27 protein-coding genes are annotated in these 25,787 nt (G+C 63.2%); 8 read left to right on the top strand and 19 right to left on the bottom strand.

Annotated elements, in window-relative coordinates; translation table 11 throughout:
- Window positions 1–37: 37 nt before the first annotated feature.
- From lptM to OVA12_RS11970, 3 genes are all read left to right on the top strand, one after another.
- Entirely contained in the window at window positions 38–253 is a 216-nt protein-coding gene (lptM, locus tag OVA12_RS11980) for an LPS translocon maturation chaperone LptM (protein WP_268137599.1), read from the top strand.
- 39 nt (window positions 254–292) lie between these two features.
- A complete protein-coding gene (gene lysA / locus OVA12_RS11975) occupies window positions 293–1,567 on the top strand; it encodes a diaminopimelate decarboxylase (protein ID WP_268137597.1) in 1,275 nt (424 codons plus the stop codon).
- A gap of 101 nt (window positions 1,568–1,668) precedes the next feature.
- The gene (locus OVA12_RS11970; RefSeq protein WP_268137594.1) at window positions 1,669–4,245 is read left to right on the top strand and encodes a TIGR02302 family protein; all 2,577 of its coding nucleotides are present in this window, start codon (window positions 1,669–1,671) and stop codon (window positions 4,243–4,245) included.
- Window positions 4,246–4,312: 67 nt separating this feature from the next.
- Here the strand turns inward: OVA12_RS11970 and OVA12_RS11965 are convergent, their stop codons facing one another.
- From OVA12_RS11965 to trmD, 5 genes are all read right to left on the bottom strand, one after another.
- Window positions 4,313–5,752 (bottom strand): TadE/TadG family type IV pilus assembly protein, encoded by a 1,440-nt coding sequence (locus OVA12_RS11965; RefSeq protein WP_268137592.1) that lies wholly within the window; start codon window positions 5,750–5,752, stop codon window positions 4,313–4,315.
- Window positions 5,753–5,894: 142 nt separating this feature from the next.
- On the bottom strand, window positions 5,895–6,452 hold the full coding sequence (locus tag OVA12_RS11960) for an HNH endonuclease (protein WP_268137590.1): 558 nt from the start codon (window positions 6,450–6,452) through the stop codon (window positions 5,895–5,897).
- A 387-nt stretch (window positions 6,453–6,839) separates the two neighbouring features.
- Window positions 6,840–8,252: a 3-isopropylmalate dehydratase large subunit gene (gene leuC / locus OVA12_RS11955; protein ID WP_268137588.1), complete on the bottom strand. Its 1,413-nt coding sequence runs from the start codon at window positions 8,250–8,252 to the stop codon at window positions 6,840–6,842.
- Between the two features lie 250 nt (window positions 8,253–8,502).
- Window positions 8,503–8,964 (bottom strand): 50S ribosomal protein L19, encoded by a 462-nt coding sequence (rplS, locus tag OVA12_RS11950; RefSeq protein ID WP_268137586.1) that lies wholly within the window; start codon window positions 8,962–8,964, stop codon window positions 8,503–8,505.
- 276 nt (window positions 8,965–9,240) lie between these two features.
- Window positions 9,241–10,008 (bottom strand): tRNA (guanosine(37)-N1)-methyltransferase TrmD, encoded by a 768-nt coding sequence (trmD, locus tag OVA12_RS11945; RefSeq protein ID WP_268137584.1) that lies wholly within the window; start codon window positions 10,006–10,008, stop codon window positions 9,241–9,243.
- Between the two features lie 211 nt (window positions 10,009–10,219).
- On the opposite strand from trmD, the gene OVA12_RS11940 reads away from it, so the two are divergent.
- Window positions 10,220–10,738: a VanZ family protein gene (locus OVA12_RS11940; RefSeq protein ID WP_268137582.1), complete on the top strand. Its 519-nt coding sequence runs from the start codon at window positions 10,220–10,222 to the stop codon at window positions 10,736–10,738.
- On the opposite strand, the gene rimM is transcribed toward OVA12_RS11940, so the two are convergent.
- From rimM to ffh, 4 genes are read right to left on the bottom strand one after another with little or no spacing between them, the layout of a single operon-like run.
- Window positions 10,684–11,241, bottom strand: coding sequence for a ribosome maturation factor RimM (gene rimM / locus OVA12_RS11935; RefSeq protein ID WP_268137580.1), 558 nt, complete (start codon window positions 11,239–11,241; stop codon window positions 10,684–10,686). The two genes, OVA12_RS11940 and rimM, sit on opposite strands and share 55 nt — an antisense overlap.
- 60 nt (window positions 11,242–11,301) lie before the next feature.
- On the bottom strand, window positions 11,302–11,670 hold the full coding sequence (gene rpsP / locus OVA12_RS11930; RefSeq protein ID WP_268137578.1) for a 30S ribosomal protein S16: 369 nt from the start codon (window positions 11,668–11,670) through the stop codon (window positions 11,302–11,304).
- A gap of 18 nt (window positions 11,671–11,688) precedes the next feature.
- The gene (locus OVA12_RS11925) at window positions 11,689–12,027 is read right to left on the bottom strand and encodes a chorismate mutase (protein WP_442793861.1); all 339 of its coding nucleotides are present in this window, start codon (window positions 12,025–12,027) and stop codon (window positions 11,689–11,691) included.
- The gene (gene ffh, locus OVA12_RS11920; RefSeq protein WP_268137576.1) at window positions 12,027–13,586 is read right to left on the bottom strand and encodes a signal recognition particle protein; all 1,560 of its coding nucleotides are present in this window, start codon (window positions 13,584–13,586) and stop codon (window positions 12,027–12,029) included. Before ffh ends, OVA12_RS11925 begins: the two co-directional genes overlap by 1 nt.
- A 395-nt stretch (window positions 13,587–13,981) precedes the next feature.
- Here ffh and OVA12_RS11915 point away from each other — a divergent pair, with 395 nt between their 5' ends.
- Both OVA12_RS11915 and OVA12_RS11910 read left to right on the top strand, forming a co-directional pair.
- Window positions 13,982–14,365 carry a VOC family protein gene (locus OVA12_RS11915; protein WP_268137574.1) on the top strand — a complete coding sequence of 128 codons (384 nt, stop codon included), beginning with the start codon at window positions 13,982–13,984 and terminating at the stop codon, window positions 14,363–14,365.
- 182 nt (window positions 14,366–14,547) lie between these two features.
- On the top strand, window positions 14,548–15,990 hold the full coding sequence (locus tag OVA12_RS11910) for a TrkH family potassium uptake protein (protein ID WP_268137572.1): 1,443 nt from the start codon (window positions 14,548–14,550) through the stop codon (window positions 15,988–15,990).
- 9 nt (window positions 15,991–15,999) lie between these two features.
- Here the strand turns inward: OVA12_RS11910 and ureG are convergent, their stop codons facing one another.
- Genes ureG through OVA12_RS11860 form a run of 10 tightly spaced genes read right to left on the bottom strand, consistent with a single transcriptional unit; the run spans window position 16,000 to window position 22,519 of the window.
- Window positions 16,000–16,617: an urease accessory protein UreG gene (ureG, locus tag OVA12_RS11905; RefSeq protein ID WP_268137570.1), complete on the bottom strand. Its 618-nt coding sequence runs from the start codon at window positions 16,615–16,617 to the stop codon at window positions 16,000–16,002.
- Window positions 16,614–17,336 (bottom strand): urease accessory protein UreF, encoded by a 723-nt coding sequence (locus OVA12_RS11900; protein WP_268137569.1) that lies wholly within the window; start codon window positions 17,334–17,336, stop codon window positions 16,614–16,616. Before OVA12_RS11900 ends, ureG begins: the two co-directional genes overlap by 4 nt.
- A 56-nt stretch (window positions 17,337–17,392) precedes the next feature.
- Complete coding sequence (locus OVA12_RS11895) at window positions 17,393–17,977, bottom strand: urease accessory protein UreE (protein WP_268137567.1); 585 nt, start codon at window positions 17,975–17,977, stop codon at window positions 17,393–17,395.
- Window positions 17,974–18,576 (bottom strand): glutathione S-transferase family protein, encoded by a 603-nt coding sequence (locus OVA12_RS11890; protein ID WP_268137565.1) that lies wholly within the window; start codon window positions 18,574–18,576, stop codon window positions 17,974–17,976. The genes OVA12_RS11895 and OVA12_RS11890 overlap by 4 nt, the downstream gene beginning before the upstream one ends.
- Before the next feature lie 57 nt (window positions 18,577–18,633).
- Window positions 18,634–20,346, bottom strand: coding sequence for an urease subunit alpha (gene ureC / locus OVA12_RS11885; RefSeq protein ID WP_268137563.1), 1,713 nt, complete (start codon window positions 20,344–20,346; stop codon window positions 18,634–18,636).
- A 48-nt stretch (window positions 20,347–20,394) separates the two neighbouring features.
- Window positions 20,395–20,856, bottom strand: coding sequence for a lysozyme inhibitor LprI family protein (locus tag OVA12_RS11880; RefSeq protein WP_268137561.1), 462 nt, complete (start codon window positions 20,854–20,856; stop codon window positions 20,395–20,397).
- Window positions 20,856–21,161: an urease subunit beta gene (locus OVA12_RS11875; RefSeq protein WP_268137559.1), complete on the bottom strand. Its 306-nt coding sequence runs from the start codon at window positions 21,159–21,161 to the stop codon at window positions 20,856–20,858. The genes OVA12_RS11880 and OVA12_RS11875 overlap by 1 nt, the downstream gene beginning before the upstream one ends.
- Window positions 21,158–21,346 carry a hypothetical protein gene (locus tag OVA12_RS11870; RefSeq protein WP_268137557.1) on the bottom strand — a complete coding sequence of 63 codons (189 nt, stop codon included), beginning with the start codon at window positions 21,344–21,346 and terminating at the stop codon, window positions 21,158–21,160. Before OVA12_RS11870 ends, OVA12_RS11875 begins: the two co-directional genes overlap by 4 nt.
- 10 nt (window positions 21,347–21,356) lie before the next feature.
- The gene (locus tag OVA12_RS11865; protein ID WP_106754489.1) at window positions 21,357–21,659 is read right to left on the bottom strand and encodes an urease subunit gamma; all 303 of its coding nucleotides are present in this window, start codon (window positions 21,657–21,659) and stop codon (window positions 21,357–21,359) included.
- A gap of 29 nt (window positions 21,660–21,688) precedes the next feature.
- The gene (locus OVA12_RS11860; RefSeq protein ID WP_268137553.1) at window positions 21,689–22,519 is read right to left on the bottom strand and encodes an urease accessory protein UreD; all 831 of its coding nucleotides are present in this window, start codon (window positions 22,517–22,519) and stop codon (window positions 21,689–21,691) included.
- A 407-nt stretch (window positions 22,520–22,926) separates the two neighbouring features.
- Here OVA12_RS11860 and OVA12_RS11855 point away from each other — a divergent pair, with 407 nt between their 5' ends.
- Together OVA12_RS11855 and OVA12_RS11850 are read left to right on the top strand one after the other, a co-directional pair.
- Window positions 22,927–24,324 carry a D-alanyl-D-alanine carboxypeptidase family protein gene (locus OVA12_RS11855; RefSeq protein ID WP_268137551.1) on the top strand — a complete coding sequence of 466 codons (1,398 nt, stop codon included), beginning with the start codon at window positions 22,927–22,929 and terminating at the stop codon, window positions 24,322–24,324.
- Window positions 24,325–24,350: 26 nt separating this feature from the next.
- Complete coding sequence (locus tag OVA12_RS11850) at window positions 24,351–25,634, top strand: CobW family GTP-binding protein (protein WP_268137549.1); 1,284 nt, start codon at window positions 24,351–24,353, stop codon at window positions 25,632–25,634.
- Window positions 25,635–25,787 lie beyond the last annotated feature (153 nt).

Genomic DNA, 25,787 nt, shown 5'->3' with positions numbered 1-25,787 from the left:
AGGACAGTGCCGTGCCGCAAGCAGGGGTTCAGCCGGAATGAAGTTTACATCCCGTCAGTGGGCCGTGCTGGCCCTCGGTCTTTGTGTCGGTCTCGGGATTTCGGGCTGCGGCCGCCGCGGTCCGCTTGAGCCCCCCTCAGCTGCGACCGGCCCGGTTGCGGCCACGCCTTCTGTCTCCGCGCCCGCGGGCACGGCGGCGGCAGAAGCCAAGCCGATGACCGAGCATTTCTTCCTCGACGCACTCATCAAGTAATCGCGCCCGTCCGGGTGCCTCAGGTCAGGGTCTTCCGCCGTGCATCATTTCGCCTACAGGAACGGCATGCTTCATGCCGAGGACGTCGATGTCACCGAGATCGCCCGTGCGGTCGGTACGCCGTTCTACTGCTATTCCACCGCGACCCTGACCCGTCACTACAACGTCTTCTCCTCGGCCTTTGGCGATATTCCCGCGCTTGTCTGCTATGCGATGAAGGCCAACTCGAACCAGGCCGTCCTGACCACCCTGGCACGCCTTGGCGCGGGCATGGACGTCGTGTCCGAGGGCGAGCTGCGCCGTGCGCGCGCCGCCGGGGTCCCGGGCGAGCGGATCATGTTCTCTGGCGTCGGCAAGACCCGGTCCGAACAGGCGCTCGGCCTGTCTGAAGACATCCTCTGCTTCAATGTCGAATCGGAGCCGGAACTCTGGCAGCTGTCCGCTGTCGCCCAGTCGATGGGCAAGACGGCCCGCGTCTCCATCCGCATCAACCCGGATGTCGATGCCAAGACCCACGCCAAGATCTCGACGGGCAAGTCCGAAAACAAGTTCGGCATTCCGTGGAAGCGCGCCCGGGAAGTCTACGCCGAAGCTGCCAAGCTGCCGAACATCGAGGTGTCCGGCATCGACATGCATATCGGCTCGCAGATCACCGAGCTGGCCCCGTTCGATGCCGCGTTTTCGCGTCTGGGTGATCTGATCCGCGACCTGCGCGCGGACGGTCATCACATCGAGCATGTCGATCTGGGTGGTGGTCTGGGCATTCCCTATGTCACCAACAACACCCCGCCGCCGCATCCCGATGCCTATGCCGAGGTGGTGAAGCGTCACGTTCGCGAGCTCGACTGCCGCATCATCTTCGAGCCAGGCCGACTGATTGCCGGCAATGCCGGGATCCTCGTCACGGAAGTGGTCTACGTTAAGGAAGGCGAGGGCAAGACCTTCGTCATCGTTGACGCGGCCATGAACGACCTGATCCGCCCGACGCTGTACGAGGCGCATCACGAAGTCGGCCCCGTTGTCGAAGCCTCACCTGACGCATCTCGAATCATCGCCGATGTGGTTGGACCGGTCTGCGAAACCGGTGACTATCTGGCGCTGTCGCGTGAAATTCCGGCCGTTTCTGCCGGGGACCTGATGGCGGTCTATTCGGCCGGAGCTTATGGCGCGGTTCAGGCCTGCACCTACAACACGCGCCGGCTGATCCCGGAAGTGCTTGTAAACGGTCCGGAATATGCCGTCATCCGGCCTCGTCCCAGCTATGACGACCTGATCGGTCTCGATCGCTTGCCGGACTGGCTCGCCAAAGAGTGATGTCTCACACGTCATTTGGTGGTTTCGACAGCTTGCCGGAATGACGCTCTTGCCGCACCTTAAGTTCAAGGCTGGACTGGCGGTTCGCGGAGGCATGCAGCTTGGCGCAGACAGACAGGGCGGCGGCGGCCGTCGATCAGGTGCCCGGCAAGGCCGAGGCTGAACGTCGTCTGAGGTCGGTCCTCGGGCGTAGCCGGCTGGCCTTGCTGTGGGAACGGCTGTGGCCGGAGCTGTATCAGCCCCTCATCATTACCGCGTTGTTTGTCGGGGTCTCCTGGCTCGGGCTCTGGCTTGCGTTGCCTGGATGGGCGCGGCTCGCCGGGGTTGCCGCCTTTGCATTGGCGTTTATCGTCAGCCTGCGCGGCCTTGCCCGGGTTCGCATGCCCTCTGCTGCCGAAACCCTGCACCGGGTGGAACTGTCCAGCGGCTATGACCATCGCCCGCTGACCGCGCTCATCGACGATCTGCCGCAGCCGTCATCAGATCCCGTGACCATGGCCCTGTGGCAGCTGCACAAGCAGCGCATGGCCGAGGCTCTGCGCAACCTGCGGGCAGGTCTCGCACATCCCGAGGCGTTCCGCCGCGATCCTTATGCGCTGCGCGTCGTTGCCTTTCTCAGCCTGATCGTCGGCGCATCCGTTGCCTCGGGTGACCGGCTTGACCGGCTGACTTCTGCCTTCCGCAGCCCGCTCGAAACGGTCGAGATCGCCACCCGGCTGGATGTCTGGGTCACACCGCCTGTCTACACGGGGCGTCCGCCTGTCTATCTGACCGGTGAAACCGCTGCGCTGCGCGATCCGCTTGCACCGATCCGGGTTCCGGCCGGCAGCGAACTGATCATCCGGGCGCAGGGCCATCCGGGCTTTACCGTTTCCGCGCCTGCCGCGACTCCTGTTGCAACTCCGCAAGCCGCGACGGCGCCGGCTGTGGCCACGCCAGCCCCTGAAGGCATTTTCGAGACGCGGCTGGTCCTGTCCGCGAGCGGTCCGGTGGACCTGGCCGATGAGGGCGGCAAAGTTGCGGCCTGGATGTTCGAGGTCGATCCGGACGCACCGCCCACCATTCGCCTGCTTGATGATCCGGAAACCCAGCTCAGCGGCGCGTTGAAGCTCAGCTATCTCGCTGCGGATGACTACCGTGTGCTGTCGGCTGATGCCTCCATTGCACCGGCACCGAAAGCCGGCGCCGCAAGCCAGCACCCGCCAAGACCTTTGGTCGAAGCGCCGCAGTTTCCCCTGTCTCTGCCTCCGCGCAGCGCTGCAACGCAGAATGCCGAGACGATCCGCGATCTGACCTCTCATGCCTGGGCCGGGTCTGAAGTTGATCTGACGCTCTCCGCCCGTGACGAGGCCGGGCAGGTGGGTCAGTCTGCTCCCCATCCTTTCACCCTGCCGCAGCGCGCGTTCTCCAAGCCGCTGGCGCGTGCCGTGGTCGAGCAGCGCCGCGAACTGGCGCTGGATGCCAATTCCCACAGCCGTGTCATCACCGCCTTCGATGCCCTGTTGCTTGCACCTGACGTGTTCGAAGAACGGCCGAAGGCGCATCTTGGGTTGTCCTTTGCCTACCGCAATCTCGTTGCTGCCAGGTCCGATGACGATCTTCGGGCGCTTCTGCCGCTGCTCTGGGATCTGGCTCTGACGATCGAGGACGGCGACCTGTCGCTGGCTGAACGGGCGCTCCGCGAGGCACAGGAAAACCTGCGCAAGGCGCTGGAAGAGGGGGCCTCCGATGAGGAAATTGCCCGCCTGACAGACGAGCTTCGCAAGGCTTTGCAGGAGTACATGCAGGCGCTGGCCGAACAACTGCGCCAGAACCCGCAGGCCATGCAGCCGTTCAATCCCAACCAGCAGTCGATGAAGCCGCAGGATCTCGAAGAGATGCTGAAGCGCATCGAGGAACTGGCCAAGACAGGTTCACGGGATGCCGCGCGTGAGCTGCTGGCCCAGATGCAGCGCATGCTCGAGAACCTGCAAACCGGCCGTCCGCAGATGGCACCCGATGGGCTCACCAACGAGATGATGGAGATGCTCAACCAGCTCGGCCAGATGATCCAGCGCCAGCAGGAGCTGATGGACGAAACCAATCGCCTCAACCGCGACCAGCGTCAGCAGCAACAGGGACAAGAGGGTCAGCAAGGCCAGCCTGGCGAACAGGGCCAGCCGGGCGAGGGCGGGCAGCAACCCATGACAGCCGAGCAACTGCGCGAGCTTCTGGAGCAGCTTGAGCAGGGGCAGGGCGATCTGGCGCAGCAGCTGCAGCAGCTGATGGATCAGATGGGCCGCAACGGCATGGGCGAGAATGACGGCCTTGGCGAGGCCGGTGACGCCATGGGTCAGGCGCAGCGGTCGCTGGGGCAAGGCGAAGGCGAGCAGGCGGCCGGGCAGCAGGGCAATGCGCTGGACGCGTTGCGCCGTGGTGCGCAGCAGCTGGGCGAGCAGATGATGGGCGAGGGCGAGGGCCCTGGCATGGCGCAGCAGCGCTCGCCGCTCAACGAAGATCCGCTCGGCCGTCCGCGTCGCACCGAGGGGCCGGATCTCGGCAGTCAGGTGAAGGTGCCGGACGAGATCGATGTCCAGCGTGCGCGCCGCATTCTTGATGAGCTGCGCCGTCGCTTCTCCGACCCGGGGCGTCCGCGGCTCGAACTCGACTACCTCGAGCGTCTCCTGAAAAACTACTGACCGGACGATGTCCCCGCCAGGAAGCGGCTGACCTCGTCCGGCCATTCAAGCGGCAGGTATCGCGCGCTTACTTCGACAGGTAGATCGCCTGGATCTGGTTGGCGATCTTCTGGAACGCAGAGATCAGCGCGGCTGAATCTGTTGCCTTGAAGTATGTGCTGCTGGATGATGCGCAATACTTCATCAGCTTCTCTGCATTTGCCGTTGATCCAACGCCGGACGTGAATAGTACCGTATAGACGGCAATGTCCTTAGATTTCATTGCGTCGCAGAAGGATCTTGCGCGTACCGAGGGCGGATCTTCGTAATTTCCGTTTGTGAAATACTGGCCGAGCCAGTAGTTTTTTGTTCCCTTCGCGCAGCCAGATTTTTTTGCGTCAGGTAGCCAATAGTAGCCACTTCTTTGGTCGTGATTGCTTTGCCCCTGATAGGTTCCATAGCTGAAACCGGCTCTTTTTTTACAGGTGGCCTCATCAAGCGGGGTGAAGTCATAGAAATCATTGAAATCGCCATCCGTCATGATGAGCGCGATTTTCTTCATCTTGTCTGTCTTGTAAGCAACCGGGCGGGAGGCAGACGGCCACAGATTGTTCCAGTTTGGCGAAAGCGTATACCAGCCCCACGCGATCCCCATCTGGCCGCCGGTGCCACCGCCATCTTTCAGCGCGTTGATCGCGGTCTTGAGCTTGGAAGAATCGGCAGTCAGCGGAACAATACTCGACGTCGACGGAGGGCAAGCCGTCGAACCACCACCGAAGAAATTTGACGATGCACCAGCATAATTATAAGTCGCATCGGTGAATTTCTGCGGACCATATCGTTCAGTGACGCAGTTTCCGCCTGAGGTCGCTCCGCTGGTAACGGTCGTCGCATAGCTTCCAAGGTTGACACCTTGGCTATAGGGAACCATTGACATTCGAACCTTTGACTCGTCTGGTTTCGTGCCCGGTGGAATCAAGATGTCCGTGATTGCAGTTGCCGCGGTTCTCAGTGCGACCATTTGGTTTCTCATCGAACCAGTGACGTCAAGCACCATCGCGAGTTCGATGTCAAACAGCGAATAGGTCGATTGTGCCTGGACACTGACAGGGATTGTGTCCGGGCCGATGCCACCCATGAAGATGAAGTTTGTCGGAACATTCGCGGTCGTCTGCGCCGTGACGAGCCCTTCGGTCGGGTCAATCGAATAGGTGATCGGCGCGACGCTGATCCCGGTCAGACCGCCAGATTCGAGGTTTGCAGCAAAGGTCTTGTTGATCGCGGTGGCGATTTCGGCGTCGGTCATCAGCTTGACCGACAATTCACGAGCAACAGTCAGAACGGCCGAGTCCAGGGCGTGGGCGATTGACGAACGCGCCATCACGGCCCGTCCGTAGTCGATGCCAGCGCCGGCGATGACGATCATCAAAAGGATGAGGACGCCAAACAGGGGAAGAATGGACGCGCGCGTTTCACCTGCAAAACCGCGCAGCTTTCGAACCAGTCGCGTCAGGAACGGGGAACGCATGGCATCACTCCAGTTTCATTACTGGAGGGATTAATCGGCAAATCCTCTTTCCAATCACTAAAATTCGACACAAATCGCTACGGCATCTTCGGCGTTGGTTGATGCAGCCTTAAGTGATGCTGCCGAATTCCGTTAATGACTGTTAAGGTTCGAGCTCGGTGTCCCAGTAGAGAAAGTCGAGCCAGCTGTCGTGCAGATAGTTCGGCGGGAAAGCCCGGCCGTTGTTGTGCAGATCCTGGATCGTCGGCTGGAAGGGCATGTGCATCGGCCACATGTCCAGCTGCTCGCAGCTCTTGTTGGCCTTGTGCAGGTTGCACGGCGAACAGGCCGTGATGACGTTCTGCCAGGTGGTCTGGCCGCCGCGGGAGCGGGGGATCAGGTGATCGAAGGTCAGATCGTCCTTCGAGCCGCAATACTGGCACTGGAACCTGTCACGCAGGAACACGTTGAAGCGGGTGAAGGCGGGGTATCGGGACGGTTTTACGAAGGTCTTGAGCGAAACCACGCTCGGAAGCTGGAACTCGAAGCTCGGACTTCGCACCGCCGTATCATAGACCGATACGATGTTGACGCGGTCCAAAAAGACCGCCTTTACCGCGTCCTGCCACGACCAGAGGGACAGCGGATAGTAGCTTAAGGGCCTGTAGTCCGCATTCAGCACCAAGGCCGGATGGGCGCCCGAGGGTACGGCAATCGTCACCTGCGGCTCCTTGCCTTTTCAATCCTTGTCATCACAACCAGGACCGGCACCGGCAACCCGACGCCGGGTACTACCTTAACATGCTGTTCATATAGTAGTGCCGAGGTGACAGTCTTGTGAAGCCCGTAAAATACATGAGGTGGCAGGTAGCTGCGCCGTTGTCCCGTAGCGGAAAATGAGATGACATGTCCCTGAATTCAATCAGCAATCAGCGTTGCCGGCACAGTGTAAAACGAAACTCGACCTCGTGTTTTTCCCCTGTTGTCCAGGTCGCGCAGCCGTGAAATGTGGCGGTGCACGGCAGCTCACGACTGCTTCGCCGCAAAAAAGAAAGCCCCCGGACCGGCCGGGGGCTTGCGAATCATTTCACAGCATTGGCTGAGCCGATCAGGCGGTCTGCCACTCGCGGATATCGACGAAGCGGCCAGCGATTGCCGCGGCTGCGGCCATGGCCGGCGAGACGAGGTGCGTGCGGCCTTTGAAGCCCTGGCGGCCTTCGAAGTTGCGGTTCGAAGTCGACGCACAGCGTTCGCCTGGCTGGAGCTTGTCGGCATTCATGGCCAGGCACATGGAGCAACCCGGCTCGCGCCATTCAAACCCGGCCGCCTTGAAGATCTTGTCCAGACCTTCGGCTTCTGCCTGTTCCTTCACAAGGCCGGAACCCGGCACGACCATGGCCTTGACGCCGTCCTTCACCTTGCCATTGCCGATGGCCGCGGCTGCAGCGCGAAGGTCCTCGATGCGGCCGTTGGTGCAGGAGCCGATGAAGACCACATCGATCGGAATGTCGGTGATCTTCGTGCCCGGCGTCAGGCCCATGTATTCCAGCGCGCGCCACTTGGACTTGCGGGTGTTTTCGTCGGCGATCTCGTCCGGGTTCGGCACGACGCCGGTCACGGACACCACGTCCTCCGGCGAGGAGCCCCAGGTGACGATGGGCGGCAGGTTTGCTGCGTCGAGCTTCACCACCTTGTCGAAATGCGCGCCTTCATCGGTGTGCAGCGTCTTCCAGTAGGAGATCGCCTGCTCGAGCGCAGCACCCTTCGGAGCCTTCGGACGGCCCTGGATATAGGCGAAGGTGGTCTCGTCCGGTGCGATCAGGCCGGCGCGTGCGCCGCCTTCGATGGACATGTTGCAGACCGTCATGCGGCCTTCCATCGACAGGGAGCGGATGGCTTCGCCGGCATATTCCATGACGTAGCCAGTGCCGCCGGCGGTGCCGATCTCGCCGATGACGGCGAGGATGATGTCCTTGGCAGTGACGCCGGCCGGGATCTTGCCATCCACCTGGATGAGCATGTTCTTGGCTTTCTTCTGGATCAGCGTCTGGGTCGCCAGAACGTGCTCCACTTCGGACGTGCCAATGCCATGCGCCAGCGCGCCAAACGCGCCGTGGGTCGAGGTGTGGCTGTCGCCGCAGACGATGGTCATGCCGGGCAAGGTGAAGCCCTGTTCCGGACCGACGATGTGCACCACGCCCTGGCGGTGATCCAGCTCGCTGTAATACTCGACGCCAAACTCGGCGGCGTTGTCAGCGAGGGTCTGGACCTGCAGCGCGGATTCCGGATCGTCGATGCCGTGGCTGCGGTCGGTGGTCGGTACGTTGTGGTCGACAACGGCCAGGGTCTTTTCCGGCTGACGGACCTTGCGGCCGGTCATGCGCAGGCCTTCGAAGGCCTGCGGGCTGGTGACTTCGTGGACGAGATGGCGGTCGATGTAGAGCAGGCTCGTGCCGTCTTCCTGGGTTTCGACGACGTGGTCGTCCCAGATCTTGTCGTAAAGGGTCCGCGCTTTCGTCATGGGAAGTCTCCTGAAACCTGGCCGGGTCGCGCCTTTGCCACTGTGATGGCCGCCGTCCTCGTTTGCGCTTCCGGGCGGCGGTTTGCCGGCTCCGGTATTGCCTGATTCAATGCCTCGAAGGCAGGGCAGGGGTCAAGCGCGTTCGACAGCGCGCAAACTTGAGGTTTCTTCAAGTGAGCGGGAAACAGGCCGCCGAAAAAAGAAAGGCGGCCCGAAGGACCGCCTTTCGAAATCCGGTTTGTGCGTCCGATTACTCGGCGGCGCCTTCCGCAGCAGCAGCCTTGGCAGCAGCAGCAGCAGCCTTGGCAGCCACGACTTCGGCGCGGGCGTCTTCGTTGAGACGCTTGGCGCGGGCATTGGTTGCCTCGACGATACGGGCCGACTTGCCGCGACGGTCGCGCAGGTAGTACAGCTTGGCGCGACGAACCTTACCGCGACGGACGACTTCGACGCTTTCGATCAGCGGCGAGCAGGTCGGGAACACGCGCTCAACGCCTTCGCCGTAGGAGATCTTGCGAACGGTGAAGCTCTCGTTGATGCCGCCGCCCGAACGGGCAATGCAGACGCCTTCGTAGGCCTGGGTACGGGTGCGGGTGCCTTCGACAACCTTCACGTTGACCTTGACGGTGTCGCCCGGCGAGAATTCCGGCAGCTTGCGAACGGCTTCGACCTTGGCCTGCTCTTCGGCGTTGATCTGTTCGATGATGTTCATGGCAGTTTTTCCTTTTCAATTTTGCGGTCAGAGCGTCCTGCTGTCTCGCCCTTTCGGGGAGACTTCAGGACGGATACACCGTCTTGGCCATGGCCTTGGATTAGGGCCTGCCAGCTTCAGGTTTCGTCAGCCTGTTGAGGCGACGGCATCGGGAGCTGGCGGTTCTCGGAGTTCGCCTGGGCATGCAGGAGCACGCCTTCGGGCCAATTCCACTGAACGCGAGCGGGGACATACAGCATCTTCACCGCATTGTCATGTGGATTCTGGCCGTTCGCCTCAGGTTTCGCCCTGTTCGTTGCCCGCTGGACGAGGTGCCTTCACCCGCTTCCGTTTGACGGGCTTGGGTGGGTGGGCTGCCTCATAGGCAGCCCATAGATCAGGCCGCCGCCGTGCGGTCAGGGCGATTGCCTCCTGCTGGCGCCATTCGGCGATCTTCTTGTGATTGCCAGAGGTGAGGATCTCGGGGATTCCCATGCCCTCGAACTCGGCAGGGCGGGTGTAATGCGGATGCTCAAGCAGACCGGTCTCGAAACTCTCCGTCTCGCCACTTTCCTGATTGCCCATCACACCCGGCAGCAAACGGACCACGGCATCCAGCAGCGTAATCGCTGCGATCTCGCCGCCCGACAGGATGTAGTCGCCGATCGAGACTTCCTCCAGCGCGCGCGCCTCGATGACGCGCTGGTCCACGCCTTCAAATCGGCCGCAGACGATGATCGCGCCGGGTCCGGCCGCCAGGTCCCGCACACGTGCCTGGGTCAGCGGTTTGCCGCGCGGGCTCATCAGCAGGCGGGGGCGTGGGTCGTCGGGCAACGTGGCGGCATCAATCGCAGCTGCGAGAATGTCAGCCCGCAGCACCATACCTGCGCCGCCGCCAGCGGGCGTATCGTCGACGGACCGGTGCCGGTCGGTGGCATGATCCCGGATCTGCCGCGCCTCCAATGACCATTTTGCCTCGCTCAGGGCGCGGCCGGACAGGCTTTGGCCGAGCGGCCCTGGAAACATGTCGGGATAGAGGGTCAGGATTGTCGCGGCGAATGTCATCAAACTGGCTCCGGCCATCTGGTCGATCCATAGGCGACACGATGGAAAAAGGAAAGCTGTGCCGAGATCGGTAAAATTCGACAGATTTAGCTAGTGATCATTTAACTATATGAGATCAAACATGAATTTCTCATCTCTCCAATCTCTCGATCTAACTCCGGCTTAACTTCGAACCGCGATGCTGACGGCAGATCCAAGGAGAAGTCTTCCCGTGCCGTCCATCCGCTTTCACCTGCCTGCCTTTGTCCGCCGCCATGTCGATGCCCATTACATCGACATTTCGCTCAGCCGCGTGCTGCCGCTCGGTGTGCTGATCGTTTTCGGACTGGCGGTGGGTGTGGTGTTCAATCACGGACTGGCGCATCCGTTCGACAAGGTGCTGCATGTCGCCTTCTACGGCCTGCTGACCCTGTCCATTCACGCCTTCTTCTGCTGCCGTCTGCGTATTTCGGCCCTTGTTGCCTTCGGTTTCGGCATTGGCGGAGAGATCCTGCAGGCGTTCATCCCTGGGCGCGAGGCGTCGATGCTGGATGCTGCGGCAAACGGGATTGGCGTCGCGCTGGTCGTGTTCGGGATTGCGCTCTGGCGCTCCGAGCAGCGCCGCGCCCAGGCGGAAGCCGAAAACTACGAAAAACTGATGTCGCGTGTCGAGCCGGTGCTCAACCGGGTCCGGGTTCAGCCGGCGGTCGCGTCGTCGTTGCCGTCGTCGCGCGGGCTCTCTGACAGGTAATCCGGCGGCAGGATGCAAATGACCTTGCCTTCGGCAAGGCTCACCGTTGGCACGAACTCGCGCGTGAACGGAATGTAATAGGACTTTCCGCTGGGCGGCCGGATCTCGATCAGATCGCCAGCACCGAAGTTCTGCACCGTGACAATGCGGCCGAGAGATGTCCCGCTCTCGTCTTCCGCTGTCAGGCCAATCAGGTCGGTGTGGTAGAACTCGTCTTCTTCCGGCTCAGGCAGCCGGTCGCGGGGGATGTACAGTTCAAGCCCGTTCAACGCTTCGGCAGCATTGCGGTCGTTGATCCCCTTGAATTTCGTTACGACAACAGTCTTCTGCACTCGGGCATTGACCACCGTGAACCGGCGGGACCCGTCTGCAGTTTCCAGCGCGCCATAATCGGTAAAGGACAACGGGTCATCGCCATAGGGCTTGACCCGCACCTCACCGCGAATGCCGTGGGCAGCCCCCACAACGGCCATCAGGATCTTGTCCGAGGGAGCGCTGCTCATGCCTGTGCTCCTGTCGCCAAGGTCCGGATGTCTGTCGTGAAGGCTGCCGGCATCACAGGATTATTCCGCGTCAGCGGCCGCAGCGGCGGCTTCTTCGGCCTTCTTCTTGGCAGCGGCAGCCTTTTCAGCAGCCTTCTTGCCCATCTCGGCCTTCTTCGGGTTGTTGCGGGCTTCGCGGGTCAGCAGGCCGGCGTCGTTCAGGAAACGGTGCACGCGGTCGGTCGGGGTTGCGCCGTTGGCGAGCCAGTACTTGACGCGCTCGACGTCGAGAACGACGCGGGTTGCCGATTCCTGCGGCTGCATCGGGTCGTAGGAACCGACCTTCTCGATGAAGCGGCCGTCGCGCGGAGCGCGGACGTCGGTCACGACGATGCGGTAGAACGGACGCTTCTTGGCGCCGCCACGGGCGAGACGGATCTTGGTAGCCATTTCAGTTTCTCCAGTTGTTCAGTTGCCGGTCTTTGCGGCAATGGCTTCATGGTGCCGGATCACTTCCTTGACGATGAACGCCAGGAACTTCTCGGCAAAGTCAGGATCAAGGTTTGCGTCGACGGCAAGGCGGCGCAGGCGCTCGATCTGAATCTGTTCGCGCGCCGGATCAGCCGGCGGCAGGTCGTGGGTCGCCTTGAGGTGGCCCACCTTCTGGGTGCACTTGAAGCGCTCGGCCAGCATGTGCACGAGGGCAGCGTCGATGTTGTCGATGGACGCACGCAGGGCGCGCAGTTCCACCATGGCGGCGCTGTCACCAAGCTGGGTGTCGGCCTCGGTCTTGCGGACGTCGGTCATCACTTCTTGCCCTTTCCAAAGCCGGGCAGGCCGCCGAGGCCGCCAAGACCGGGAAGCTTCGGACCGCCAAGGCCCGGGAAACCGCCCGGAAGGCCGGTCGGAAGGCCGCCGGGCAGGCCCTTGGCAAGATCGGCCGCGCCGGGCAGCTGTCCGCTCTTGGCCAGCTGCTCCAGCTGCTTGGGATCGATGTTCGGCATGCCGCCGCCCATTCCGCCCATGCCGCCGCCAAGCATGCCCATCATCTTGCCGAGCATGCCCTTGTTCTTGCCCATCATCTTCATGACGTCGGCCATCTGGCGATGCATCTTGAGGAGCTTGTTGACCTCGGACACGTCGACGCCCGAGCCGGATGCGATGCGCTTCTTGCGGCTTGCCTTCAAGAGGTCCGGCTTGCGCCGTTCGGTCGGCGTCATCGACTGGATGATGGCGACCTGGCGCTTGAACATGCGCTCGTCGAGATTGGCCGCATCCAGCTGCTTTTTCATCTTGCCGATGCCGGGCAGCATGCTCATCATGCCGGACATGCCGCCCAGCTTTTCCATCTGCTTGAGCTGTTCGGCCAGGTCTTCCAGGTCGAAGTTGCCCTTCTGCAGCTTGGCGGCCATCTTGGCCGCCTTTTCCGCGTCGATGGCTTCGGCGGCCTTTTCGACCAGGCTGACGATGTCGCCCATGCCGAGAATGCGGTCGGCGATCCGGCGCGGATGGAAATCCTCCAGCGCGTCGGACTTTTCACCGGTACCGATCAGCTTGACCGGTTTGCCGGTGACGGCCCGCATCGACAGGGCAGCGCCGCCGCGGCCGTCGCCGTCCATACGGGTCAGTGCAATGCCGGTGATGCCGACGCGCTCGTCGAAGCTCTTGGCCAGATTGACGGCGTCCTGACCGGTCAGCGAATCGGCGACCAGCAGGATTTCATGCGGATTGGTCGCGGCCTTCACTTCGGCCATTTCCAGCATCAACGCTTCGTCGATGTGGATGCGGCCGGCGGTGTCGAGCATGACCACGTCATAGCCACCGAGGCGCGCAGCCTGGATGGCGCGCTTGGCAATCTCGACCGGGCCCTGACCCGCAACGATCGGCAGCGTGTCGACGCCGTTCTGTTCGCCGAGAACCTTCAGCTGCTCCTGCGCAGCCGGACGGCGCGTGTCGAGCGAGGCCATCAGAACCTTGCGCTTGTCGCGCGTGGCCAGGCGGCGGGCGATCTTGGCCGTCGTCGTCGTCTTGCCCGAGCCCTGCAGACCGACCATCATGATGGCGACAGGCGCGGGCGCATTCAGGTCGATCGGCTCGGCATCGGCACCGAGCATTTCCACGAGCTGATCGTGGACGATCTTGATCACCATCTGGCCCGGGGTGATCGACTTCACCACCTCGGCGCCGACGGCGCGGTTGCGAACCTTGTCAGTGAAGGAGCGGACGACCGGAAGAGCAACGTCGGCTTCGATCAGCGCGCGGCGCACTTCGCGCATCGCCTCGTTGACATCGGCCTCGGACAGCGCGCCACGGCCGGTGAGCTTGTCGAGAATGCCACTGAGGCGTTCGGACAGACTTTCAAACATGCGCGGGTCCTTCCGGGTTGGGTCCTGACAGCCGGCCGCATGGCCGGTGCCCCTTCATCTGGGGTGGCGCCGGGTCCTGGTCCAGCCGCAATGCAGCGCGAAAGCCCGCGCGCAAAGCAGTTTTGCACCCGAGGGCGCAACGCGCTGTCGGGTGTTGACCTCCGGGCTCTCTTTATACCTTTGCGGGTCCCGGTCGGCTGGTCGGATCTGTCGTCACTTTCGTGAAGTGGGCGGGACATACATCAAGATGGCCACCGGAGTCAAGGAACAGGCCGGTTTGCAGCGGTATGCCGATGGCGCAGAGTGCGGCCAGCTCGTCGGTTCAGGCAATTTGTTCTTTATTTGTTCTTATTGCCGAGCTAGCCTGACAGCGGATTCAAGCAAGGAGCATGACCATGGAATTGTACGTGACATTGGGGGCACGTGAGCCCGAGGCCGCACATGCCTTCTATGACAAGGTGCTGGCCACGATCGGCTGGTCATCACATGCCAGTTTCCCGGGCTGGCGCGGCTACTCGCCGGGCGGTCTCGGCAAGGGCGCCACGGTCTGGGTCTGCGCGCCGTACAATGGCGAAGAAGCGACAGCCGGAAACGGAACGATGGTCGCCTTCCCCGCTGCATCGCCGGCCGAGGTTGATGCCTTTTATGCTGCTGCCATGTCGCTCGGCGCAAAGGATGAAGGACCTGCTGGTCCCCGCCCTGACTACAGTCCAACCTGGTACGCGGCCTATATGCGCGATGCGACTGGCAACAAGATCGCCGTCGTGTTCAACGGCTGATCGCGCGTCGAGTAGCCGCGCCAGACCGGCTCGCGAGCCTTTGTCGTCAGCCGGAGGCTTGCAATCGGCGACGGAACGGGGAACATGCGCGCAGGGCAGTGGGTGCGTTGCGCCATGCCCTCGCGCAGCTTCAGACTGGAGCGCAAGGTTGAGAAATCTGGCGCGCCGGCGAAAGAGACCCGATGAACTTTCGTGCCGTCATTCTGCCCATTGGCCGGTTGCTGATCATCATTGCCCTTTTCATGCTGCTGCCAGCCGGCGCCGATCTGATTGCCGGCAACAGCGACTGGTCAGTATTCGCAGCGACAGCGCTGGTTCTGGGCGCCATTGGCGCGCTGATTTCCGCAGCTCTCGAAGGCCAACAGTTTCAGTTCCGGCCGCGCGAGACGTTTCTGTTCGTCAATGCGGCCTGGCTGGTCTTCAGCTTTGCCGGAGCAATCCCGTTTTACGCCAGCGGCCTCGGTCTGACGTATGCTGAAGCCTTCTTTGAAACGGCTTCTGGTCTGACGACCACCGGATCGACCGTCATCACGGGTCTCGACACGCAGCCCCCCGGCATCCTGCTCTGGCGCTCGCTGCTGCAGTGGATCGGCGGGATCGGCATCGTCGTCATCGGCATCTGGCTGCTGCCGGGCCTGCGCATCGGTGGTTCGCAGCTGTTTGCCATCGAATCGTCTGAAAAGATGAACAAGCCCTATGGCCGCGTGGAACCCTTCGTTGCGCGTCTGCTGATGCTCTACATGACGCTCAGCCTGTTCTGCGCGCTCGCCTATTTCCTCGCCGGCATGTCCGCGTTCGACGCCATCAACTACATGATGGGAACAGTGTCCACCGGCGGCTTTGCGACCTCCGACAACTCGATGGCAAAATATCCGGCGAACCACATGTTGTGGATCGGCATTACCTTCATGATGCTGTCCGGCATGCCATTCCTGTATCTGATCCGGGTGGCGGAAATGCGCGACAATCCGCACCGCGGGCAGGTGCGGTTTTTCATTGGTCTGACCGCAGCTATCAGTTTTCTGGTGTTCCTGTCGATCAACGGAAAAGTCGATGGGGACCCCTTTACTCTCTTGACCAGGGCAACTTTCAACATTGTCTCTGTGATCACGACAACGGGATTTGCCGCAGGCGATTATCTACTCTGGGGTAATTTTGCCATCGCGGTGTTTTTCTTCACCACCTTCATCGGCGGCTGTTCTGGCTCGACGTCCGGCGGGTTCAAGATCTTCCGGATTCAGATCCTGCTCAGCGGGATTCGCGCAATGTTGAAGCGCGCAGCGCACCCGAACCGGGTCATCGAGCCAAGATATGCCGGAACGCCCGTTGCTCCCGGCGTTCTGGAAGGTGTGCTGGTGTTCTCGGTGCTCTACACCGCGACTTTCGCCGGCTTCGCCTTCATCTACATGATGCTCGGCCTTGATCTCGAAACAGCGCTCAGCGCTTCGATCACGGCGCAGGCCAATGTCGGCCCCGGAATTGGACCGACCATCGGGCCGGCAGGTACGTTTGCCTCCTTGCCGGACACCGTCACATGGCTGCTGGCATTCCAGATGATCCTCGGCCGGCTGGAACTGATCGGCGGCCTTCTGGTGTTCAGCCCGTATTTCTGGTCGCAGCACTGAGACCGTGGATCAGCTCCCCAGTCCGCCCTTGCGCACGATGAAGTCCGCGATCTCGCCGACGCCCTTGCCCGCCTTGGTGTTGGCGAAGAGATAGGGCCGTTCCTTGCGCATGCGCTTCGCGTCCCGGTCCATGACTGACAGGTCCACCTCGACGTAGGGCGCTAGGTCGGTCTTGTTGATCACCAGCAGGTCGGAGCGGGTGATGCCGGGGCCACCCTTGCGCGGGATTTCCTCGCCGGCCGCCACGTCGATCACATAGATCGTCAGGTCTGCCAGTTCCGGCGAGAAGGTGGCGGCCAGATTGTCACCGCCCGATTCGATCAGGATCAGGTCAAGGTCGGGAAACGCGCGGGTCAGGTCATGTACGGCGGCGAGATTGATCGAGGCGTCCTCGCGGATCGCCGTGTGCGGGCAGCCGCCGGTTTCGACGCCGCGGATGCGCTCGCTCGGCAGCGCCTGCGACCGCATCAACGCCTCGGCGTCTTCGCTCGTGTAGATGTCGTTGGTGATGACGGCGAGCGAGTAGCGGTCACGCAGCGCCTTGCAGAGACGGTCGGTCAGCGTGGTCTTGCCGGCACCCACCGGGCCACCGATGCCGACGCGAAGCGGGCCATTGGGGGACGTCATGTTCTGAACAACCTCGTGTACTGGGTTTCGTGACGCATGGAGGCAATGTCAGCCCCAAACGCCGAACTGCCGATATCGGAGAGCGTGGTCGCATCAGTCGACCGGACGAGCTCAGCAATCACAGGCTCCATACGGTGCAGCACGCGTTGTCCGTCCGTCTGGCCAAGCGGAACTGCGCGGATGGCCGCCGAGATGAGTGACGCCGCAAAGGCTTGCAACGCGGCCGTCAGCGTCAGGTGCACCGGGATCGACCAGGCGGCTGCCGTCAGTCCGACCGCCACAGGATAAGGCCAGGGATCAACGGCACTTTCCTGCGGCACCAGGCGCGAGAAGACGGCTGCACCATCACGGCCCGCCGGCGGCGTCCAGGCCTTGCGGCAGGTGTCGAGAAAGGCCGTCCCCTGCGCCGATGTTTCCAAAAGCCGCTCGCGCGACGGGGCAAGCGCGAGGCCATGATCGCGTGCCACCAGCACTGCGTCATCATCACCGGCCATGGCGGCGGCATGCGCAACGCGCAGCAGGATCGCGTCGGTCCGGCCGCTGCCATGGCGGAACAGGGCCACCAAATAGGCCTCCAGATCAGCCGCAGTCCGGATATCTCCGTCCTCGATGACCTGTTCCAGACCATGGCTGTAAGTGAAGGCACCGATGGGAAAGGCCGGCGACAACAAAGCCATCAGCCGGTACAGGCCGGTGCAGTCCAGCCCGTCCGGTGCCACCTGCAGATCCGCAGCCGGCTCAGATGTTTCACATGAATCAGGGGTGGCTTGCCCTCTCAATGGGAATGTCCGTCGCCGTGAGTGTGTCCACGATGCCCATGCCCATGCCCATGTCCGTGGTGATGGTCATGGGTGTGCCCGTGCCCGTGATCATGATGGGAATGGTCATGTCCATGACCATGGTCGTGCGGTTGTGTCCGTCCATGACCATAGGCGCCGCCCTCGGGATCGAAGGGTGCCGACTTGGCCTCCATCGTCCCGCCGAGCAGCTCGACCAGGGCCTCGATGACGTGATCGCGGCGGATGCGCAGGCCATTGTCCAGCAGCTGGGTTGGCAGATGCCGGTTGCCGAGATGCCAGGCGATGCGGACGAGCGCTGTCGGCGAGGCCGCCGTGATGTCCACTACGTCTTCCGGCGCGGCCTGCACCTTGATAATGCGTCCGTCGTCCAGCTGCAGCCCGTCGCCATGGCGCAGCCAGGTCGCATCGGGCAGATCCAGCAGGAACTCCGTGCCGCCGTCCGTCGTCAGCACCGCCCGGCGGCGATGCCTGTCCTCACCGTCGAGGGTGATCGTGTCCAGCGACCAGTTCGGCCAGGTGCCAGCCGGACGCACCAGACCGGCGCGCAGGGTCGCGGTCATTTCAAAGCCTCGGCCACACGCTTGCCCATGGCCAGATAGGCCGGACGTTCGCGCAGCCGCTTGAAGTAGTCGTAGAGCAGGCCGTCCTTCGGCATCGGGAACTTGGACATGGCCGCCCAGCCACCGCAATGGCCAAGAATGAGATCCGGGACCGTGAACGTGTCACCCATCACATAGGGCTTGTCGCCCAGCCGCTGCGCCAGGGTCTCCATCGCCTTGGAAAATTCCTTGTGGCAGACCTCGACAATCTGCGGCGCACAATTGTCATAGAGAATGCCTTGCTTGGCAGCCGTCCACAGCGCGCCCTCCACCTCGTCGACGCAGAACTGGGTGAAGCTGTCCTGGATTGCGCGGTTCACGGTCCCGGCAGCAAAGGTGCAAGCGCCGTGCTTGTCGGCCAGATACTGGACGATGGCGACGCTGTCGGTCAGCACCGAGTCGCCGTCAATCAGGATCGGGATCTTGCCGCCCGGGTTGAGGGCCACGACTTCAGGGCTGTGCGGCTTGGCCGGCACGATCTCGTAGGGTTGGCCCAGCTCTTCCAGCATCCAGTAAATCCGAGCCGAGCGGCTGCGCGGACTGCCAATGACCTTGTACATGATGTCCCCGTGTCTCTCCTCGCGCGAGCTGAATTTCCAGCCGGCGTCAGTGCTAACCTAGAACAGGAAATAGCGCTGGGCCATGGGCAGCACATCCGCCGGCTCGCAGGTCAGCAGTTCCCCGTTCGCGCGCACCTCATAGGTTTCCGGATGCACCTCGACCACGGGCAGGGCGCTGTTGTGGATCATGGAGCGCTTGGAAATGCCCGACCGCGTGTTCTTCACCGGCAGCACGAGGCTGTCCAGTTCCAGCCGGTCCTTGATGCCATGCTCATGCGCGGCCTTCGACACGAAGGTGACCCGGCTTGCCGTCATTGCCTTGCCGAAGGCGCCGAACATCGGGCGATAGTGGACCGGCTGCGGCGTCGGGATCGAGGCATTCGGGTCGCCCATGGGCGCGGCGGCAATGGTGCCGAGCTTCAGGATCATGTCCGGTTTGACGCCGAAGAAGGCCGGTGACCACAGCACCAGGTCGGCCAGCTTGCCCACCTCGACCGAGCCGATGTGCTCGTCCAGCCCATGCGCGATGGCCGGGTTGATCGTAACCTTGGCGATGTAGCGCTTCACGCGCATGTTGTCGTTGTCGCCGGATTCCTCGGGCAGGCGGCCGCGCTGGACGCGCATCTTGTGCGCGGTCTGGAAAGTGCGGATCAGGATCTCGCCGACGCGGCCCATGGCCTGGCTGTCGGAGGAGATGATCGACATGGCACCCATGTCGTGCAGGATGTCCTCGGCGGCGATGGTCTCGCGGCGGATGCGGCTCTCGGCGAAGGCCACGTCCTCGGGGATCGACGGATCGAGATGGTGGCAGACCATCAGCATGTCGAGATGCTCGTCGATGGTGTTGCGGGTGTAGGGCCGCGTCGGGTTGGTGGAGGAGGGGATCACATTGGCCTCGCCCACCACCTTGATGATGTCCGGCGCATGGCCGCCGCCCGCACCCTCGGTGTGGAAGGCGTGGATGGTGCGGCCGCGGAAGGCGGACTTGGTGTTTTCCACGAAGCCGCTCTCGTTCAGCGTGTCGGTGTGGATCATCACCTGCACGTCGTATTCGTCGGCGACGGCAAGGCAGGTGTCGATCGCGGCCGGCGTCGTGCCCCAGTCCTCGTGCAGCTTGAGGGCGCAGGCCCCGGCGAGGATCTGTTCCTCCAGCGCGGCGGGCAGGGAGGCATTGCCCTTGCCAGCAAAGGCGAGGTTCATGGGGAAGCTGTCAGCGGCCTGCAGCATGCGCGCCAGGTGCCAGGGGCCGGGGGTGCAGGTGGTGGCGTTGGTACCGGTCGCCGGGCCGGTGCCGCCGCCCAGCATGGTGGTGACACCCGACATCAGCGCCTCATCGATCTGCTGCGGGCAGATGTAGTGGATGTGCACGTCCAGCGCGCCGGCCGTCAGGATGCGTCCTTCCCCGGCGATCACTTCCGTGCCCGGTCCGACGATGATCGTTACGCCCGGCTGCACGTCCGGATTGCCCGCCTTGCCGATCCCTGCGATCCGCCCGTCCTTGAGGCCGACATCGGCCTTTACGATGCCCCAGTGGTCGATGATCAGCACGTTGGTGATCACCGTGTCCACCGCGCCGGCCGAGCGCGGGTGCTGCGACTGGCCCATACCGTCGCGGATGACCTTGCCACCGCCGAACTTCACCTCCTCACCATAGATGGTAAAATCCTTCTCCACCTCGATGATCAGGTCGGTGTCGGCCAGGCGCAGTCGGTCGCCAGTGGTGGGGCCGAACATGTCGGCATAGGCAGCGCGGGACATCTTGAATGGCATCGGTTTCCTCGCGTGTCGCGGTTCGGGTCGTCAGGGCGCCGGCGGGTGTCAGTTGGACCCGAGCGCGTCGTTCAGTTCGGTGAGATCGGAAATGCGCTGCCGTGTCATGTCCGCCCGGCAGGCATAGATCAGCATCGGTTCCAGCGTGCCGCCACGGGCCGTGAAGCCGTAGGCGTCGCAGGCCTTGTCCCGGTAGGCGACCCAGGCGCGCTGGGCGTCGCGCAGGGCCGTCTCGGCGCCCACGAGGTCCGGCGTCACTTCTTTCAGGCTGACGTCAGTTGCCTTCGCCGCAGCGATCGCCTTCTTGTAGATGGCGTTCAGGTCCTTGTCGGCTGCCATCCAGTCCTGTTCGGCGCAATAGGTCAGCTCGATCTGCGCCTCAGCCTTCGCGCAGTCGATGTTGTCCTGTGCGAAGGCCGGAGCAACGAAGAGGGAGGCGTGACCGGTCAACAGACCTGCCGTCACGCCCAGCAACAGGGAACCTACCGTGAAAACCTGGTGCATCCGCATCACAGCGCCCCCATGATCTTCTGGTTGAAGCCGTAGACGATCCGGTCTCCGCGATAGGGAACCAGACGCACGCGCTTCGTCTGTCCCGGTTCGAAGCGCACGGCCGTTCCCGCCGGAATGTCGAGCCGCATGCCACGGGCCGCGTCCCGGTCGAAGCTCAGTCCGCCGTTGGTCTCGGCAAAATGGTAGTGGCTGCCGACCTGGATCGGACGGTCACCGGTGTTGGCCACATCCATCTCGATTGACGGCTGGCCGGCGTTCAGCTCGATGTCGCCATCGGCGGGAAAGAGTTCTCCGGGGATCATTTCTTCATCTCCTTGCGGCGGCGGATGAATCCGACCACCCCGCCCAGCACCAGACCTGCAATGGCAACGCCAATCACCGTTGGCGTGAACAGCGTTTCCCCCTGTCCGCCCGCCAATCCGGTCTCCTGGGCGAAGGCCGGAGTTGAGACGAAGGCGGCAAGAGAGAGGCTCTGCATCCGTTTCATGGGTGCCCCCTCACCGGATCGGCTGGTGCACGGTGACGAGCTTCGTTCCATCGGGGAACGTTGCCTCAACCTGCACGTCGTGGATCATCTCGGCGATGCCGGGCATGACCTGATCGCGGGTCAGGACATGCGCTCCGGCCTCCATCAGTTCGGCAACGGTGCGGCCATCGCGGGCGCCCTCGACAACGAAATCGCTGATCAGGGCAATCGCCTCGGGATGGTTCAGCTTCACGCCGCGTTCCAGCCGCCGGCGGGCCACCATGGCGGCCATGGCGATCAGCAGCTTGTCCTTTTCGCGCGGGGTCAGGTTCACCGGTGGTCTCCGTCTGTTTTGGTCATGGGTCAGCAGTGCCAGACGCGGGGCAGGGGCGCGCCGCGATAGGCTTGAAGAAAGGCAATGAGGCCGTCGCGCAGGGCACGGCTGTCAGGACTTAGGAAGCGCGCCAGCAGCCGGCCGTTCCAGGCGCTCACACCCGCGCGCAGCGGCAGGGCGTCGATGAGGCCACGCGCCCGGACGAGGTTCATCTCCGCATCCGGCCCGCAGTCGATGAAGGTGGCAAAGGCACGGGCGCCATTGAGGGTCGCCAGCGCCTGCAGGCTCGTTGCATCCGGGCCGAACCGCACCGTGTCCGCATAAAGCAACCGGCCATCACGGTGGATGGTCCAGGCATCGCGGAACGAGGTGGTGGTGACGGTCTCGCCCATGGCCTCGCGGCCGAGAACCACCATCTCAAGCCCCATGAAACGGGCGCTGCCGGTCAGGTTCACCTGCAGGCTGCGGCGAAGATGCGACTGCTCGAACAGCATCGTTTCCTGCGGCAGCCATTCCAGCGTTGCCCCATCGCCGACCGTGACGCGGTTGCGGACTTCACCCGCTCCGGACGTGCTGCGATAGGCCCGCTCGGCCGCCTGGGTGGTGACAATGGCGTGCCCGCCGCTTGCAACGCTTGCCTCGAACGAGAGCTGATCGCCGCCGGTTATGCCGCCGGATGTGTTGAGCATGACAGCAACAGGCACATCGTCATAGACCTTGGGCAGGCGGATCTTGGCCGAGCCGGATTGCCCGAGGCGAGCGAGTGTTGTTCTGGTCTGGCCGTCGGTCTGGGTGCTGCAGGCAAAATGCACGGCGGCCGCGCCATGGGCGCGTTGCAGGCGCGGAGCTGGCTCCGGCATCGTCTCAACCAATGCAAGCTTTGCCTGCGTGACGTCCTTCACTGCACCGTGCCCCCCGGTTCCATCTAGCCGTGATCATGGTCGCTTGCCACTCGCGCATGCAAGAGCCCAGTTGCAGGCAATGCCTTTGCCTGTCTGCTGATCGTCATTGCATAGCAAGCAGCGGGCCATCTGCCGGATCGTGGCAGACGATGTCCGGTTCGCGGGCAGCGCGCCGGGTTGGGCTTGCCTCAATTGATGGCGATTGCCTGTTCCTGAGGCAGGCGTGGCCCGTGCGAGGGGCCGGGTCAGGCTGGATGTTGTGGGACGCGTGGGCATATCCTTTGCAATCCTTAACCTCTATCGTTTATTGAGTTTCGGGGTGTGGCCTTCGGGCCTGCGGGGCATTCTTTCACGACGAGGGCATCGTGCTCGGTGGATTTTACAAGGCGCGTGCGCTGGGCTTTGCGGCGCTGGCCGGCCTCAGCGTTTTTTCGGCAACCCTGACCCCCGTGCGGGCGGATATCGGTCCCTATCTGGTGATCGATGCTGCCACGGGCGCCGTGCTGGAAGAGCATGAAGCGACCCGGCAGTGGTATCCAGCTTCGCTGACCAAGATGATGACGGCCTATGTTGCCCTGCGCGCCGTGCGCGAAGGGCGCATGACGATGCAGTCTCCCGTCACCCAGTCGGCCAACTCGCTCGCCCAGCCGCCCAGCAAGATGGGGTTCAAGGCCGGTACGCAGATGACGCTCGAAACCGCGCTGACCATCCTGATGGTCAAGTCGGCCAATGACGTCGCGGTGGCCGTCGCCGAAGCCGTCGGTGGCACCGAGGCGAATTTCATCGCGATGATGAATGCGGAAGCCCGTCGCCTCGGCATGCGCGATTCCGCTTTCGTCAATCCGCACGGGTTGCCGGACAACCGCCAGATCTCGTCCGCTGCCGATCTGGCGCTGCTGGCAATGGCGCTGAAACGCGACTTTCCCGAGGCCCATCACTTCTACAGCCACCCGGGGCTGAAGTTTGGCAAGAAGCTGCTGCGCTCGGCCAACCGGGAGTTCCTGCAGCGCGTCCCCGGCGCAGACGGGCTGAAGACCGGCTACATCTGCAATTCCGGCTACAACGTTGCCGCGTCCGCCACGCGCAATGGCCGCACCGTGATCGCCATTGTTCTGGGCGCTGGCTCGGGGCTGGAGCGCACGGCCTTCTCGCGTCAGGTGATCGATCGCGGTTTCCGCACGCGCGGATCCAGCACCACGGTCACCATGCTGCCGCGCGCCGGCACGCCGCCCCCGGCCGATGGCTACTGCAAGCGCAACCGCAAGCCCGGACCTGATGAGATCCTGGCCCGGTTCGACATGGCCAATCCGCAGAAGACCCGTTCTCTCGCGCTGGCACTCAGCAATCTGGATGACAGCAAGCCGATTGTACCGGGAACCCCGCAGCAGGGCGGCGGTGAACCGGGCGAGGATGGCGAAGATGTCCCGGCTGGGAAGGGCAAGGGCAAGATTGACTGGAACATGATTCTCGACCGCACCGTCGGGGTCGAGCAGGTCGCCTATGCGCCCGTCACCGTGTCCATCGGTCTGCCGAAGGGCGCCGCCGCTCCGGTTGCTCCGGCCGTTCCGCAGGTTCCGGTCGCGCCGTCTGCGGCAACCCTGTCCGAAGTCGCCGGTTCGCCGCAACCGGGCATCAAGCTGCCGCCGTCCAAGCCGCTCGACCTGCGCCCCGCCGGGATTGTGCCAGGTGCGGTTGCCGAACCGGCGCCAGGTGCCATATTCAAACCGATGAATTCCCCGGCAAAGCCAGCCCCCAAGCCCTGAGGCGGGGCTGGCAAGAAGGAACCCCGATGTCCGCCGATCCGTCTGCCGCGCAGCCGCGTGGCCCCAAGCCGCCCATTCCGTTGTCGATCATCACCGGCTTCCTCGGTGCGGGCAAGACGACGCTGCTCAACCGGATCCTGAAGGACCCGATGATGGCGGACACCGCCGTCATCATCAATGAATTCGGCGACATCGGTCTTGACCACCTGCTGGTTGACCGGTCCGACGATGGCGTGATGGAGCTGTCCTCCGGCTGCCTGTGCTGCACCATCCGCGGTGATCTCATCAACACGCTCGAGGACCTGCTGCGGCGGCTCGACAACGGCCGGATGGAAAAGCTAACCCGCGTGGTGATCGAGACCACCGGTCTTGCCGATCCCGCGCCGATCCTGCACACGGTGATGCTGCATCCCTACCTGATGCTGCGCTACCGGCTCGACAGCGTGGTCACGCTGGTGGATGCGGTCAACGGCATGTCGACCCTGGACGAGCATGTGGAATCCGTGCGCCAGGCGGCGGTCGCGGACCGGCTTGTCCTCACCAAGACGGATCTTCTGACCGGGCCGGAAGGCCAGGCTTCGCTCTCCGCCCTGCGGATGCGGCTGAAGACGCTCAATCCCGGCGCGGTACAGCTCGATGCGGCAAACGGAGAGGCGGACGCAGCCCGCCTGTTCAATGCCGGGCTCTATGATCCTGCAACGAAGATCCCGGATGTCGCGCGCTGGCTGAACGCGGAAGCCTATGAACCGAAGCCGGCAACGGGGCATGGTCATCATCACGATCATGACCACGACCCTGCGCATTGCCATGATGAAAACTGCGGCCATCACCACCATGGGCATGACCATGATCATGGGCATGCTGACCACGGCCACGATCATCACGGGCACCACCATCACGGGCACCACCATCATCATGACGTGAACCGTCATGACGACAAGATCCGCGCCTTCACCCTGGCGGCCAGCCGCCCGGTACCTGCGGCGGCGCTGGAAATGTTCATTGACCTGCTGCGCTCGGCGCATGGCCCGAAGCTGCTGCGTGTGAAGGGCATCATCCAGATTGCCGAGGATCCGGACCGGCCTGTGGTCATTCACGGCGTGCAGCACGTGTTCCATCCGCCCGTCACCCTGCCGGCCTGGCCGGATGGTGACCGCCGGTCGCGGCTTGTCTTCATCACGTCCGATCTGCCGGAAGGCTTTGTCCGCCGCCTGTTCGATGCCTTTACCGGCGCGCTGCAGCCGGATACGCCGGACGCGCAGGCGATGATGGACAATCCGCTGGCAATCTCCGGCTTCTCCCCGCGCTGAGCGCAAAAGAAAGCCCCGGCGTATGGGCCGGGGCTCAGACTGCTGACAAACCCTGTATCGTCATCCCGGACGCAGCGAAGCGAAGATCCGGGACCGGAGAGCCAAGGTCTCTCCCGGGTTAGCTGATCGAAATATAGAGGTCTCGACTCTCCG

The sequence above is a fragment of the Pannonibacter sp. SL95 genome, from assembly GCF_026672425.1.
Taxonomy (GTDB): domain Bacteria; phylum Pseudomonadota; class Alphaproteobacteria; order Rhizobiales; family Stappiaceae; genus Pannonibacter.
Note: the sequence above shows the minus strand (reverse complement) of the source record. Positions and strands in the feature narration are given on the sequence as shown.

Excerpts from the sequence above, each read along its gene's own strand:
- trmD (WP_268137584.1), bottom strand. The coding sequence starts at position 10,008 with ATGACATTCGCCGCGACAATCCTGACCCTCTATCCCGACATGTTTCCA.
- OVA12_RS11965 (WP_268137592.1), bottom strand. The coding sequence starts at position 5,752 with ATGCGTTCCCCGTTCCTGACGCGACTGGTTCGAAAGCTGCGCGGTTTT.
- OVA12_RS11890 (WP_268137565.1), bottom strand. The coding sequence starts at position 18,576 with ATGTACAAGGTCATTGGCAGTCCGCGCAGCCGCTCGGCTCGGATTTAC.
- OVA12_RS11850 (WP_268137549.1), top strand. The coding sequence starts at position 24,351 with ATGTCCGCCGATCCGTCTGCCGCGCAGCCGCGTGGCCCCAAGCCGCCC.
- OVA12_RS11910 (WP_268137572.1), top strand. The coding sequence starts at position 14,548 with ATGAACTTTCGTGCCGTCATTCTGCCCATTGGCCGGTTGCTGATCATC.
- OVA12_RS11860 (WP_268137553.1), bottom strand. The coding sequence starts at position 22,519 with ATGCCGGAGCCAGCTCCGCGCCTGCAACGCGCCCATGGCGCGGCCGCC.
- OVA12_RS11925 (WP_442793861.1), bottom strand. The coding sequence starts at position 12,027 with ATGACCGACGTCCGCAAGACCGAGGCCGACACCCAGCTTGGTGACAGC.
- rplS (WP_268137586.1), bottom strand. The coding sequence starts at position 8,964 with ATGAACATCATCGAACAGATCAACGCCGAAGAGCAGGCCAAGGTCGAA.
- ureC (WP_268137563.1), bottom strand. The coding sequence starts at position 20,346 with ATGCCATTCAAGATGTCCCGCGCTGCCTATGCCGACATGTTCGGCCCC.
- OVA12_RS11870 (WP_268137557.1), bottom strand. The coding sequence starts at position 21,346 with ATGAAACGGATGCAGAGCCTCTCTCTTGCCGCCTTCGTCTCAACTCCG.
- rimM (WP_268137580.1), bottom strand. The coding sequence starts at position 11,241 with ATGAGCAGCGCTCCCTCGGACAAGATCCTGATGGCCGTTGTGGGGGCT.
- leuC (WP_268137588.1), bottom strand. The coding sequence starts at position 8,252 with ATGACGAAAGCGCGGACCCTTTACGACAAGATCTGGGACGACCACGTC.
- OVA12_RS11880 (WP_268137561.1), bottom strand. The coding sequence starts at position 20,856 with ATGCGGATGCACCAGGTTTTCACGGTAGGTTCCCTGTTGCTGGGCGTG.
- ffh (WP_268137576.1), bottom strand. The coding sequence starts at position 13,586 with ATGTTTGAAAGTCTGTCCGAACGCCTCAGTGGCATTCTCGACAAGCTC.
- lptM (WP_268137599.1), top strand. The coding sequence starts at position 38 with ATGAAGTTTACATCCCGTCAGTGGGCCGTGCTGGCCCTCGGTCTTTGT.
- ureG (WP_268137570.1), bottom strand. The coding sequence starts at position 16,617 with ATGACGTCCCCCAATGGCCCGCTTCGCGTCGGCATCGGTGGCCCGGTG.
- rpsP (WP_268137578.1), bottom strand. The coding sequence starts at position 11,670 with ATGGCTACCAAGATCCGTCTCGCCCGTGGCGGCGCCAAGAAGCGTCCG.
- OVA12_RS11915 (WP_268137574.1), top strand. The coding sequence starts at position 13,982 with ATGGAATTGTACGTGACATTGGGGGCACGTGAGCCCGAGGCCGCACAT.
- OVA12_RS11895 (WP_268137567.1), bottom strand. The coding sequence starts at position 17,977 with ATGACCGCGACCCTGCGCGCCGGTCTGGTGCGTCCGGCTGGCACCTGG.
- OVA12_RS11875 (WP_268137559.1), bottom strand. The coding sequence starts at position 21,161 with ATGATCCCCGGAGAACTCTTTCCCGCCGATGGCGACATCGAGCTGAAC.